This is a genomic window from Arthrobacter sp. TmtSoilC77, assembly GCF_059739415.1.
Map to the genome: position 1 here is coordinate 3,942,357 of NZ_AP046050.1, position 13,528 is coordinate 3,955,884.

10 protein-coding genes are annotated in these 13,528 nt (G+C 62.4%); 3 read left to right on the forward strand and 7 right to left on the reverse strand.

The genetic code is table 11. From position 1 onward, the window contains the following. Positions 1-7: 7 nt before the first annotated feature. From AC6I99_RS18110 to AC6I99_RS18130, 5 genes are all read right to left on the reverse strand, one after another. Positions 8-2,830: a molybdopterin-dependent oxidoreductase gene (locus tag AC6I99_RS18110; RefSeq protein ID WP_497944432.1), complete on the reverse strand. Its 2,823-nt coding sequence runs from the start codon at positions 2,828-2,830 to the stop codon at positions 8-10. Beyond that, complete coding sequence (locus tag AC6I99_RS18115) at positions 2,820-3,755, reverse strand: FAD binding domain-containing protein (protein ID WP_497961431.1); 936 nt, start codon at positions 3,753-3,755, stop codon at positions 2,820-2,822. Before AC6I99_RS18115 ends, AC6I99_RS18110 begins: the two co-directional genes overlap by 11 nt. Then, the gene (locus tag AC6I99_RS18120) at positions 3,746-4,984 is read right to left on the reverse strand and encodes an XdhC family protein (protein ID WP_497961433.1); all 1,239 of its coding nucleotides are present in this window, start codon (positions 4,982-4,984) and stop codon (positions 3,746-3,748) included. The genes AC6I99_RS18115 and AC6I99_RS18120 overlap by 10 nt, the downstream gene beginning before the upstream one ends. A gap of 332 nt (positions 4,985-5,316) precedes the next feature. Further along, on the reverse strand, positions 5,317-6,894 hold the full coding sequence (locus AC6I99_RS18125; protein ID WP_497944429.1) for an NCS2 family permease: 1,578 nt from the start codon (positions 6,892-6,894) through the stop codon (positions 5,317-5,319). Between the two features lie 6 nt (positions 6,895-6,900). Continuing rightward, positions 6,901-7,395, reverse strand: a complete 495-nt coding sequence (locus AC6I99_RS18130; protein ID WP_224088887.1) for a nucleoside deaminase — start codon at positions 7,393-7,395, stop codon at positions 6,901-6,903. Between the two features lie 399 nt (positions 7,396-7,794). On the opposite strand from AC6I99_RS18130, the gene AC6I99_RS18135 reads away from it, so the two are divergent. Further along, positions 7,795-9,138, forward strand: coding sequence for an 8-oxoguanine deaminase (locus tag AC6I99_RS18135; protein WP_497944428.1), 1,344 nt, complete (start codon positions 7,795-7,797; stop codon positions 9,136-9,138). A gap of 88 nt (positions 9,139-9,226) precedes the next feature. On the opposite strand, the gene AC6I99_RS18140 is transcribed toward AC6I99_RS18135, so the two are convergent. Together AC6I99_RS18140 and AC6I99_RS18145 are read right to left on the reverse strand one after the other, a co-directional pair. Continuing rightward, entirely contained in the window at positions 9,227-10,162 is a 936-nt protein-coding gene (locus tag AC6I99_RS18140) for a type IV toxin-antitoxin system AbiEi family antitoxin domain-containing protein (RefSeq protein ID WP_497944427.1), read from the reverse strand. A 171-nt stretch (positions 10,163-10,333) separates the two neighbouring features. Beyond that, entirely contained in the window at positions 10,334-10,510 is a 177-nt protein-coding gene (locus tag AC6I99_RS18145; RefSeq protein WP_224088889.1) for a hypothetical protein, read from the reverse strand. A 370-nt stretch (positions 10,511-10,880) separates the two neighbouring features. On the opposite strand from AC6I99_RS18145, the gene pucL reads away from it, so the two are divergent. Then, positions 10,881-11,795: a factor-independent urate hydroxylase gene (gene pucL / locus AC6I99_RS18150; RefSeq protein WP_497961434.1), complete on the forward strand. Its 915-nt coding sequence runs from the start codon at positions 10,881-10,883 to the stop codon at positions 11,793-11,795. Between the two features lie 164 nt (positions 11,796-11,959). Beyond that, complete coding sequence (locus AC6I99_RS18155; RefSeq protein ID WP_497944425.1) at positions 11,960-13,468, forward strand: nucleobase:cation symporter-2 family protein; 1,509 nt, start codon at positions 11,960-11,962, stop codon at positions 13,466-13,468. The last annotated feature ends 60 nt before the right edge of the window (positions 13,469-13,528 follow it).

Below are 13,528 nucleotides of genomic sequence, written 5' to 3' on the forward strand. Positions count from 1 at the left end.
ATGCGACTCAGTTGGGGATCAGGGTGCGGTCACGGAGGGCCAGGTAAATTTTGTCCCGGGCGATGGGCAGTTCGCCGAAACGGACCCCGGTGGCGTTGCGGATCGCATTGGCCAGCGCGGGTGCCACGGGGTTGAACGGGCTCTCGCTCATGGACTTGGCGCCGAGGGGCCCGGTGGTGTCGTTGGTTGTTGCGAAATAGACCTCGCTCCGCGGCACGTCCGCGAATGAGGGAATGTGATACTGCCGGAGGATATCGGTGGTGACGTGTCCGGCGTCGTCCACTTTCACTTCCTCATAGAGCACCGCACCAAGTGCCTGCGCGATGCCGCCTTCGATCTGCCCACGGCACTGACGAGGGTTCACCACAACGCCGGCATCTGCGGCTTGCACGCTCTGCAGGATCCGCAGCTCACCTGTTCCCGTATTAACGGCAACCCGGAAACCGTGGACATTGAAGGCCACTGACCGCGGCGTTCCTCCCCAGTTGCCATCCGTGGCGAGACGAACGCCTTGCAGACGGGCGGCGTCGAAAAGTTCCGTCAGTGGCACCGTACGATCACCGCACTCGACAGCCCCGTCCACCAAACGGCAATCCGCTAATGCAGACCCCGTCAAGGAAGCCGCCACGGTCTGGATCCTGGTGGCGAGCTCAAGGGCTGCGCCGAGCGTCGCCTTGCCGGCGACCACCGTCCCGGCCGAACCGAATGCGCCGGTATCGTGCTCCACGAGGTCCGTATCGGACTGACGGACGGTAATTTTTGAGGCGGCCGTTGCCAATGCTGTTGCTGCCAGTTGCGCATGGACAGTTGTGGTGCCGTTCCCGAACTCCGCAGTGCCGACGTCGACGGCGAACCTTCCGTCCGCTTCCAGGCTCACCCTCGTGTGGGCGAAGTGGCCCCGCGGCGGGACGGTATCGATCATGGACAGGGCCGCACCTTCGCCGGTGACCCAGTCCGGACCGAGGTCGTCGAGTCCGGCGGCCCGGTAACGCTCCTTGCCACGGTCCAGTGCGTCCCGGACCAAGGCCACACACTGGTCGAGGCCATAGCTGCCGTAGTGGACGTCTTCCTCGGGCTCGGGCGTGGTGGACAACATGTGATCGCCAGGCCGGACCATGTTCTTAAGCCGGAACTCCAAGGGGTCCATGCCGATTCCGATCGCCAGCTCGTCAATTGCCGACTCGATCGCGAAAATCATCTGGCTCAACCCATACCCCCGGAAGGCACCGGCGGGAACGGTGTTGGTGTAGACGGCCTGCGCATCCACTTTCTTGTTCACGCACTTGTAGACCGCCAGCGATTCGCCACAGCCGTGGAACATCACGCCGGGCGCATGGTTTCCGTAAGCGCCGGTGTTGGTGATGACGTTCAATTGAAGGGCGGTCAGGTATCCGTCCCGGCTGGCTCCAGCTTTGAGATTAATAGTGAAGGGGTGCCTCGTGGTGGCGGCCATGAACTGCTCCGTCCGGGTGAACTCCACCTGGACCGGCCTACGCAAAGCCAGTGCCGCGAGGGCCACAAGATCCTCTGTGAGGACCTCCTGTTTCCCGCCAAAACCACCCCCGACGCGACCGGCCATCACGCGGACCGTCTCCTCCGGCAAGTTGAACAAGCGCATCAAGGTGCGCTTCACCAGGAACGGAACCTGCGTGGAGGAACGGACAACCAGTCTGCCTTCGTCATCCAGCCAGGCAATGGACGCGTGCGTTTCCATCGCAACGTGCTGAACCCTTTGCGTCTTGTACGTGTGCTCATGGATGAAGTCGGCTGCCGCGAACCCGTCGGCCACACTGCCCAGCTCAGCATGGACTTCGGCCACCACGTTCTCCAGTGGCCGCGAGATTCTGGACAGAACGCCGTCCTTATCGCCATGGATTGCGGGAGCGCCGGGAAGAATTGCCCCTTGGGGCGTAAATACCGGCTCCAGAAGCTCGTACTCCACAACCAGCGCCCGGGTTCCGGCCTCGGCAGCAGCAACGGACTCGGCCACGACAGCGGCAACGCGCTGCCCGATGAACCTCACTACGTTGTCCAGCACGCGGGTGTCATCGGGATCGTCCGTGAAGTGTTCGTGCTGGGCAGTGGAGAACAACTGCGCCGGCGCGTCTTCGTGTGTGAATACGGCGACGACGCCAGGAACAGCCAGTGCCGCGGTCTTGTCAATGGATACGATCCGGGCATGTGGATGCGGCGAACGGAGAAGCTTGAGGTGCAGTAGTCCGGGCAGCTGCCCGGCCGGGACATCCAGCGTGTACCGGGCAGTTCCGGTCACCACGGCTTGACCGGCGGGTGCTGGCACATTGTCCCCGAGCTGGCCGGGCGTGGCTTCCACAGCGGCAGGATGACCAGCGCCAGGCGATTGTGCCCCGGAAACGTCAGCTCCGGCGTCGTGCGCGTGCCCGCCGCCATGACCGCACACAGCGTCAGCGATGGAACGGTAGCCGGTGCAGCGGCACAGATTGCCCTTGAGGTTGCGGGGCAGGTTGGCACGTTGCTCGTCGTCGAAAGTTGCTGCCGTCATGACCATGCCAGCGGTGCAGAAACCGCATTGGAAACCCTGCGCTTCAAGGAACTGCTCCTGCACCGGGTGAAGGTTTTGGTCGTTGGAGAGGCCCTCGATCGTGGTGACCGCTTTGCCATCGGCGCGAACAGCCGGGTAGATGCAGCTGTGGACGGGGGTGCCATCGACGTGCACAGTGCAAGCGCCGCAGTCACCGCCGTCGCAGCCCTTCTTAACGCCGAAGTTTCCCTGCTCCCGTAGGAAAGTGCGCAGGCATTGGCCGGGGCGGGGTGTGGCCTGGGAGGCAGCGCCGTTGATCTCAATTGCCATGGGAGGCCTCCTTCTGCGGCTTGTTGTTTGCGGGTTGCGTGGATGGTTGCGGTGACGTTGCGTGCGGCGGCCAGAAATCGCCTGACACGACCATCGACTCGCCCAGTAGCTCGGCCCGGATTTCCTCGGCCAGTTTGAACGTCATATCGCGGCGCCACGCGGGAAGCCCATGGATGTCATCGTGGTACAGCGGCCAGGGAATGGAATCCCCGACGGCGTCAGCCAGCATCCCGGCGTCGGGAACCTGCCCGGCGGGGAACCGTAGTTGTACCGGCCTTTTCGTCGAGGAGGTGACGGTGATGACCATGCCGCCGTCGGCGTCGAGGCGTCCGATGACCAGCACGCCGGAGCGTCCCAGATTACTTAGCGACAGACGCCGGAAGGCGACCCGGGCCGAGAGTGCCGCGGCCGGAAGCTGGATGCTGCGGAGCAACTCCCCCGGGAACAGGACATTCTGCATATCCCCGGTGACGAAATCGGTGACAGGTACGCTGCGGCTGCTGCCATCCGGGCTCTGGATGGATGCAATGCCGTCGAGTCCGGCGCACAAGGAAATCATGGGGCCAGCCGGCAAAGACGTGCAGAGGTTGCCGCCTACCGTGGACATGTTCCAGATCTTGAACGATGCCACGAAAGAGTCGCAGCACGGACGGATGAGGGCCAGCCCCGGCCACTCACGGTTGGCTATTTCCGCGGATGCCGGCAGGGCGTAAAGCTCTGCGACAGTGCAGGTGGCGGCAAGTTCGATGCCTTGGTCTGTGACAGTGATCGCTGGCCAATCTGCTTGGCCGAGGTCAAGGAGCCGCTTGAGGACGGTGCTGCCATAGGAGAAAAGGACAGTGCCCCCGGCGAGCCAGGCATCGCCGTCGCGCCATTGCGAAGGATCCGTGGTGGGGACCACGGCCTCGATGGTGTTCATGTCCATGGGTCCTCCTGAGTGAGGTGTTGAGGTGCCGGGTGAATCGGGCCGGTGCTGTCCTTGAGCGAAGGGAAGCCCGTGGCTGCGCGGCTGGGGGTTCCCCGCTCGGCGATGATTTCCGCCGTGATGGAGACTGCCACTTCGGCTGGTGTCACTGCACCAAGGTCCAATCCGATCGGGGAATGCAGGCGTTCGAGCGCTTCGACAGGCGTGCCCGCTTCGAGCAGGGCGTCAATCCGTTGCCGGTGGCTGCGCCGCGAGCCCATTGCGCCGACGTAAGCCAGGTTCAAGCGAAGCGCTGTTTCAAGCAAAGGGATGTCGAATTTTGGATCGTGGGTCAAGATGCACACCACGGTCCGGGCGTCGACCTGCCCGGCCGCTGCTTCGGCTTCCAGATACCGGTGCGGCCAGTCGGTGACCACTTGGTCCGCTCCGGCGAAACGGGTCTGCTGGGCAAACGCAGGGCGGGCATCACAAAGGGTGACGTTGTAACCAAGCAACTGTCCGGCGGGGAGCAACGCGGCTCCGAAGTCGTTGGCACCGAAAATGAGCATCCGCGCTGCCGGCAACCGGCTTTCCACGAACAGGGTGATCGGTTCGGGCTGGGTTACTTCTTGTGGGGGCATAGCCAACCTCTCAGTGGTAACCCAGCCATCGATGCAGCCCTCTGGCGCTGCCAGCCGGACCAACCCCGTGCGGCCGCCTTGGAGCAGCGGCTCCACCTGAGCCGCCGCAGCCATCAAGGTGGCAGGATGATCGCCCACCAACCGGGCGAGTTGCGTTGATTCCATGGCACGGAAGCGCACGGGATCATCAACGACGACAACGCCCCCTCCGCCGCCGAGCCTGCGGATGAGCGCGAGGGCAGTCGGTTCGTTTGATACAGCAATATCGAACAAGGCCATTTCGCCGGAATCGCTAGCCAGCGGCTGGATATGGACTTCCAGCTCCCCTCCACAGGTGAGTCCTGCGGCGAACGCGTCCTCGGCACTGTAGCCAAAAGATTCAAGGCGAGGGCCGCCGTCGCGCATTGCTTCCAAGGCTGCCTCAACGACCGCCCCTTCTACGCAACCGCCGGACAGGCTGCCCAGGATTTCGCCGTGTTCGGAGACCATCATGGAAGTACCCATGGGGCGCGGCACGGAGCCGCCGGTCCCTACAATCGTGGCCACAGCACATCGTTGGCCAGAGACCGCAGGCCGCCAGCTGCCCAGGGAAGGCATCAGATCCAGCATGGCAACACGTCCTTTTTCCAGGTGTCCCGGCCAGGTGGCCCGGCCGGAGAAGTGCGCGATCTTGCCCTCATAATCTCATTTCCAGAAGGTGTTGAGGGGTAGTCGCGGTTATTGAATAAGAGTTCATAGGAACGGGGGCAAGGGCTTCATCTCCCTGCCCCCGTTCCCTGACGGAGCATCAACACCCGTTCCTGAATCAACAGGGCCGCCGCCCGCCGTCGTGCCTGTTCCCAAAGGACCACGACGACGGACGCCTATTCGTGCGGTGGGTGCGGATGGACCGCCGTTCGAAGTGCCGGGTGTGGGCCCGCCGGCGCGGGGGTGGCTCCGGGTTAGACGCCCATCAAGGCGTTGATCGGGCCACGGGCGAAGTAGATGATGAAGCCCGCCGTGACCACCCACATGAGCGGATGGACCTTCTTGGCCTTGCCCGATGCCGCGCTGATCACCGCGAAGGAGATGAACCCGACGCCGATGCCGTTGGCAATGGAGTAGGTCAGCGGCATGGTCACGATGGTGAGGAACGCCGGCAACGCGATGGCGAACTTGGTGAACTTGATCTCGCGGATCTGGGCCATCATCATCGCGCCCACCACCACGAGCGCGGCGGCAGCCACTTCCAACGGGACAACCGAAGTAAGCGGGGTGAAGAACATCGACCCAAGGAACAGCAAGCCGGTGACCACCGAGGCAAGGCCGGTCCGTGCGCCTTCGCCAATGCCCGCAGCCGAGTCGATGTACACGGTGTTGGACGAACCGGACGTTGCGCCGCCCACCACTGCACCCATGCCTTCAACGATGAAGGCGGACTTCAGTTTGGGGAACGTTCCGTCCTTGTGTGCCACGCCTGCGCTCTTGGCCAGGCCCGTCATGGTGCCCATGGCGTCGAAGAAGTTGGTGAACACCAGGGTGAAGACCAGCATGGTCGCGGCCAGTCCGCCGATCCTTGCGAAGGAACCGAAGAGATCGAACTGGCCTACCAGGCTGAGGTCCGGGACGGACATCAACTGGCTGGACAGGATGGGCACGTTGAGGTGCCAGCCGCCGGGGTTGTCTGCTGTGCCGGGACCAATGTGGAACACGGCCTCGGCTACAGCGGCGAGGACTGTTGTGGCGACGATGCCGATCAACAGGCCGCCCTGGATCTTACGTGCCACGAGGATACCCATGACCAGCAATCCGATGATGAAGACGAGGGTTGGGATGGAGGTGATGGAACCATCCGTGCCGAGCTGGACCGGGGGGCCGCCCTTGGTGGGGCGGACAAAGCCGGAGTCGACGAAGCCGATAAAGGCGATGAACAGACCGATGCCCACGGTGATGGCGGCCTTGAGTTCCTTGGGGACTGCCTTGAAGATCGCCGTACGGGCACCGGTGGCGCCGAAAAGGACGATCAGGATGCCGTTGATGACCACCAGGCCCATGGCTTCTGGCCATGTGACTTCCTGGATGACAGCCACGGCGAGGAAGGAATTGATACCCAGGCCTGCTGCGAGGCCGAAAGGAAGGTTGGCGACCAGTCCGAAGACGATGGTCATGACACCGGCTGTCAGGCCGGTCACTGCGCCCACCTGTGCTGCCGAGAGCCAGCCGCCGGCCACATCCACCGGTGCGTTGTCCGCCGAGAAGCCACCCAGGATGAGCGGGTTGAGGATGACGATGTACGCCATGGTGAAGAACGTGACCAAGCCGCCGCGGAATTCGCGGGCCAACGTGGAACCACGCTTGGAGATCTGGAAAAACTTATCCAGGAAGGAGTTCGACACCGGCGGCTTGCTGTTGCCGGTTGCCGTGTGCTTTGCGTTTGCCGCTGTGGGCTCTGCGCTTTTGCCTCCGTTGGGGAGGAGCGCAGCCTGCTTTTCAGCTGCGGTCTGCATTTCTGCGGGATCCAGGATTGTCATGTCAGCCACCGGGCCCTAGTAGTCGATCCTGGAATCAAGCGTGTTCCATGTGGTGAACGGCTGGAGGGCCGCCGGGGCCTGGGGGTCGCCCAGTTCCAGCTTGGCTACCGGCATCAGCGCGTCCCGGTTGTCGTTCTCGAAGTACTCGTAGAAGACGGCATCATCGAAGCCGACGGATGCGGCATCGTGACGGTCTGCGGCAAAGAACACGCGGTCAACGCGTGCCCACAGTGCGGAGGCCAGGCACATAGGGCATGGCTCGCAGCTGGTGTAGAGGGTTGCTCCGCTCAGGTCGAAGGTCCCCAGTTCGCGGCAGGCGTTACGGATGGCCGTGACTTCTGCGTGTGCGGTGGGATCGTTCGTGGCGGTGACGCGGTTGACGCCCTGAAAGGCTTGTCCATCCGCGGTAACAATGACGGCGCCGAAGGGGCCACCACTGTTGAGGACATTGGCTGTTGCCAGCTCAATGGATGTGGCCAGGAATTGCTCGGCCGTGACGGTTGTACTCATGTTGCGACTTCCTTAGTGCTGAGGAAGCCAGGTGACCTGTTGGGGGCGCTACGGAACGGAGCTCCAGTTAGCTTGGTTACCAGGCTTCAGCATGTGCGATGAAGGTTAAGTTGCGCCTGGTAGATAGCTTCCCGAAGTCCGGGTGCCCGCCTTTGGCAGTTAGAGCGTAGCACCAGGTTTGTGAGCCGCGCCATAGATTTTTGAAAATTTAATTTCGTCATACGAGATTTCTGTTAGCAGCCGTATGTGACCGGGGGCCTCCTGCGCACGTTGACGGCCGCCGTCGTGCATCTTACGCTTTTCGCACCGGACGCACTTGTTGGCTTCCGGCTCCTGGATCAGCAGACAGGGCCTAACTGAGCTGGAACGCGTACACGCCGACCAGACAAGGAACCTGACATGACCCCACTTTGGATCAAGAACCCGCTGGGTATCTTCACCGCAAACGATCTCGACGCCGGCGGCGGCCTGGTTGTTTCCGACGGGAAGATCGTGGAACTCGTATCTACGGGCGGGCAGCCTTCGATGCCTTGTTCCGTCTTTGATGCCTCTGCCCACGTGGTTCTGCCCGGGCTCATCAACACCCACCACCACTTCTACCAAACGTTGACCCGCGCGTGGGGTCCGGTGGCCAACGCGCCGCTGTTCCCCTGGCTGCAAAACCTGTACCCGGTGTGGGCACGGCTGACCCCGCGCAGCCTGGAGCTCGCCGTGCAGGTTGCCCTCGCCGAGCTTTTGTTGTCCGGTTGCACCACCGCCGCCGACCACCACTACCTCTTCCCCGACGGCATGGAAGATGCCATTGATATCGAGGTCGCGGCGGTCCGGTCCATGGGGATGCGGGCAACACTGACCCGCGGATCCATGACGTTGGGAGAGGACGACGGCGGGCTCCCGCCCCGGACGACGGTCCAGTCACCCGGGACGATCCTTGCGGACAGCGAACGGCTGATTCGCGAGTACCACGAGACCGGCGATGGGGCTTCTGTTCAGATAGCCCTTGCCCCCTGCTCTCCCTTCTCCGTCACCAAGGAGATCATGGCTGAGAGCGCAGCCATGGCCGAGCGCTACGATGTCCGGCTGCACACGCACCTTGCCGAGACCATCGACGAGGAAGACTTCTGCCGCTCCATGTTTGGGCTGCGGACCGTGGATTACCTGGAATCAGTTGGCTGGTTGGGATCCCGCACCTGGCTTGGACACGGCATCCACTTCAACGACGACGAGATCGCCAGGCTGGGAGCCGCCGGCACCGCCGTCGCGCATTGCCCAACCTCCAACATGAGGCTCGCATCCGGTACCGCACGGGTCCTGGAACTCGAGGCGGCGGGCGTGCCCGTGGGGCTGGGAGTAGACGGATCGGCGTCGAACGATGCTTCCAACATGATCCTTGAAGCCCGCCAAGCGCTGTATTTGCAGCGGCTCCGGTACGGCGCTTCCGTCCCCGTGGAGAGGGCCCTTGGCTGGGCAACACGTGGGTCCGCTGCCGTCCTGGGCCGCTCCGACATCGGGCAGTTGGCTCCTGGCCTTCAAGCCGACCTTGCCCTGTTCAAGCTTGACTCGTTGAGGTTTTCCGGAAGCCACGACCCCGTTGCCGCCTTGTTGCTGTGCGGGGCGGACCGTGCGGACCGGGTGATGGTGGGTGGCCAGTGGCGCGTGGTGGATGGTGCAATTCCCGGGCTGGACGTTGCCGGGCTCATCGCTGAGCACTCTGCGGCGGCGCGGAAGTTGGTGGCGGGGTAGGTCTGCTCTTCCGGGCCGGCCGGGCCGCCCGTTTCGATGGTTCGCTGCGCATTAGACGGGAGGAGTCGTCTAATGCGCAGCAACCCATCTATCCGGCTGCATGGAGAGCCCGAAGCACCCGAATCTTGAAGTCCTGTTCTTGGAAGAGATCCCGCCATTGGATGCGAACAAAGGTCCAACCGAGCTCCATTAGGGCCTTCTCACGTAATCGTTCCTGAAAAATGACCTCGTCAGTGGGCGCATAGTCGAAGTACTTCATTCGCCCATCGAACTCGAGGGCAACTTTCTTACTGCGCCACGCAAAATCGAGGCGATGACGCCCCTCGGACGTTTGAACCTCCACTTGGAGCTCGGGTAGACCAATCCCGAGCCGCAAAAGAAGTTCGCGGGTCAGGGTTTCACCGGGCGACTCCGACTTCGGATCTGCGTTCGCCAGCGCCGTCCGCAACGAAAGGACACCGTTCCGCCCCGCCAGGCCTGCACACATAACCTTCAGCTTGCCCACGTCCGCGCCACGGCGGAGTGCATGGTCCATCAAAATGAGGGCCTGCCGGACGTTCAACAACATGCAGCAGTCCACAACCGTCTGCTCCAGGGATGTGCACGGCAGACCGTCCACAAGAACCACATCGTCCTTGGTGAGAATCCTGGAATGGGCCACTACGTCGCGGCCATGCGAGATAGGCGACGGCGGCTTCTCCTGAGTGACATGTATCCGGTCATCTACGTCCCAGAGGAACAGCCGGTGGAGTCGCGCCGCGGAGGTATGGCTGTAGACCAAGCCGCCACCCGACGTCGTGAGCGTCCCATGAGCGTGTGCTGCGATCAGTTGTCGGCTTCGCACCCAAGGCTTCTGCGCGGCCCAGGTGCTCCCGCGGATGTAGCAACCTCGGCGGAGCCTTACCAGCACACCCCCTCGCACGAGGGTGGCTATGGCGCGGGCATTGAATCCCGCCGCATTGAGCTCGCTCGTCCGCCACAGATTCATGCCGGGAGGGAGCTCCCCGAGGGCTGTCTTAGTCATGAACCAAGCTTGGCCAGACCCTGTGACCCTGGGACAGGAGGGTTTGATCCTATGTGGAAAAGTCCGCCTAGACGGCTTGCTGCGGGTTAGACGACTCCTACCGTCTAACCCGCAGCTACACGTCGAAACGGGGTGCGGCGTTGGAGGCGGCCCGTGGATGCAGGAAAGACCCTAGGGGCGCTGCCGGCCGAACACCGGGAGCGCGCGGAGCCAGCGCGAGAATCCGCCCGCATTGCGGTCGCAGTCGGCCGGAATGTAAAAGTCCGGATCTGTTGCACCGAAAGGCAGGTACAGCTCCTGACCCGGTGCCGGGAATTCCACGACCTTGTTCGTATCCTTCGAGTCCATCTGTTCCTCCTCTTTCTCATGCAAGCAGTTTCCGTATTTCGGAAATTATTTATTGCTATGTGAAAGTGTAGGCAGCTCCCAAACGAAGCGTCAATACCCGTCCAGAAGGGAGGAAGAGTTGCTCCGGTCACATTTCGCTGCTTCATAACGATCTCCGGAAACCCATATACACAAGCCGAAATCATGCGCTACTCTCGAATGAGTTCGTGGCGTACGTCACGTAACCTGAGAGCAGCAGGCAGGGTCGTAATGAGCTGGCATCAATGGATGCCGGCTCTTTTTTGTTGGGTCGGCTCCACCAGAAACGCGGTGGAAACACGCGCTTAATTTCATTGATGGAACGTAGGTTCCACCTCACAGAAGTTGGGATATGACCATGAGCAACAACATCGTCCTCGGCGAAAACCAGTACGGCAAAGCGGAAGTCCGCGTCGTCAAGGTCACTCGGGATACTGACCGCCACCACATCGAAGATCTGAATGTCACTTCGCAGCTGCGCGGCGATTTCCAGGCTGCGCACCTCGAAGGCGACAACGGCCATGTGGTTGCCACCGATACCCAGAAGAACACTGTCTACGCTTTTGCCCGTGACGGCATCGGCTCACCGGAGTCCTTCCTGCTGCGTCTCGCCGATCACTTCACCGGCGGGTTCGAATGGGTAACCGGTGGCCGCTGGGAAGCCGAGGCCTACAGCTGGGATCGCATCCAGGCACACGGCGCGGGACACGACCACAGCTTCGTCCGCAACGGACAAGAGGTGCGTACCGCCGTCGTCGTCCGCGATGGCGCAACCACGCACGTGATTTCCGGCCTCAAGGACCTTACCGTCCTCAAGACCACCCAGTCGGGCTTCGTCGGCTACCCGCGCGACAAATACACCACCCTGCCGGAAACCACGGACCGCATCCTTGCCACTGATGTGTCCGCCCGCTGGCGCTACAACACCAACGTGGACCTTGCCGGCACGGACTTCAACAAGAGCTACGAGGACATCAAGGCCCTGCTGCTGGAAGGCTTCACCGAGAACTACTCCCACGCCCTGCAGCAGACCCTGTTCGACATGGGCAAGAAGGTCCTGGAAGCACACAGCGAAGTGGACGAGATCAAGTTCTCCATGCCCAACAAGCACCACTTCCTGGTTGACCTGAGCCCGTTCGGCCTGGACAACCCGAACGAGGTTTTCTTCGCCGCGGACCGCCCGTACGGCCTCATCGAAGCAACCGTCCAGCGCGACAACACCACAGCCGCGCCCGTTGCATGGAGCGGCATCGCCGGCTTCTGCTAAGCACCACCCCTAACAACGCACCACCAGGAGTTTGTGTGCAGGTCCCCCATCGCGTCCCAATGCCGGACCTGCACACAAACTCCAACCCCAAAAACCCCAAGATTTTGTTAGCCAGACACAGTTAGCCAGACGAAGACGTCTGCCATGAACCCAGAAAGTCTGCCATGAACATCAAGAAGAAACCCCGCCCTGCGAATACCACCTCTTCGCAGCCGCACAAGCCGGAACGTCCCGAGGACAAGCGGCTCTCCATCGGAAGCACGTTCGCCTACGGCTTCCAGCACGTCCTCACCATGTATGGCGGAATCATTGCCCCACCGCTGATCATCGGCGCCGCCGCAGGCATGTCCTCGCAGGATATCGGCCTCCTCATCGCAGCCTGCCTGTTCGTCGGAGGCCTGGCCACCATCCTCCAGACGGTGGGCATCCCGTTCTTCGGCTCACAGCTACCCCTTGTTCAGGGCGTCTCCTTCGCCGGCGTCTCGACGATGGTTGCGATCGTCCAAGGCGGCGGGGGCATCCAGGCCGTCTTCGGTTCGGTCATCGTGGCTTCCCTGATCGGCCTGGCCATCACTCCCCTGTTCTCCAAGATCATCAAGTTCTTCCCGCCCGTGGTCACGGGCACTGTCATCACCACCATTGGCCTGACGCTGATGCCGGTTGCAGCCAACTGGGCCATGGGTGGAAACGCGAAGGCCGACAACTACGGCAGCATGGCCAACATTGGCCTCGCCGCAGCAACCATGGGCGTCGTCCTGCTCCTGAGCAAGGTGGGCAACGCCGCCATCTCCCGGCTCTCCATCCTGCTGGCCATGGTCATCGGCACCATCATCGCGTTCGTCGCAGGAATGGCAGACTTCTCCAAGGTTGGCCAGGGCGACATCGTCGCTTTCCCCACGCCCTTCGCCTTCGGCGCTCCAACCTTCGAAATCGCAGCAATCATTTCGATGCTCATCGTCATCCTGGTAACACTTACCGAGACCTCCGCAGACATCATTGCAGTGGGCGAGATCGTCGATACCAAGGTTGATTCCCGCCGCATCGGCGACGGCCTCCGCGCGGACATGCTCTCCAGCGCCATCTCACCGCTGTTCAACTCCTTCACACAGAGCGCCTTCGCCCAGAACGTTGGGCTCGTGGCCATCACAGGCATCAAGAGCCGGTTCGTGGTCAGCGCCGGCGGCCTCATCCTGGTGGTCCTGGGCCTCCTGCCGATCCTCGGCCGAGTGGTCGCAGCGGTTCCGACGCCCGTCCTGGGCGGTGCCGGCGTCGTGCTTTTCGGCACGGTGGCAGCCAGCGGTATCCGGACGCTTGCCAAGGTTGAGTACAAGAACAACATGAACCTGATCATCGTTGCGGCTTCGATCGGCTTCGGCATGATCCCCATTGCCGCCCCGAAGTTCTACGACCAGTTCCCGTCCTGGTTCTCCACGATCTTCCACTCCGGCATCAGCTCCGCCGCGGTCATGGCGATCCTGCTGAACATCCTGTTCAACCACTTCAAGGCAGGCAACACAGACAATCAGTCAGTGTTCGTCGCTGGTACGGACCGGATCGTCAGCGAAGAGGACATCAAGTGCCTCAGCGAAGGCGACCGCTTCGAGAACGGCAAGCTCATCGACGCTGACGGCAAGGAAGTCCCGCTCAAGACCTCCAGCGCCTCCGAGCACTAGGTCCCGGTCGCAGAGATAGCAACAGGCGGCAGTGTTTCCTTGGGGGACACTGCCGCCTTT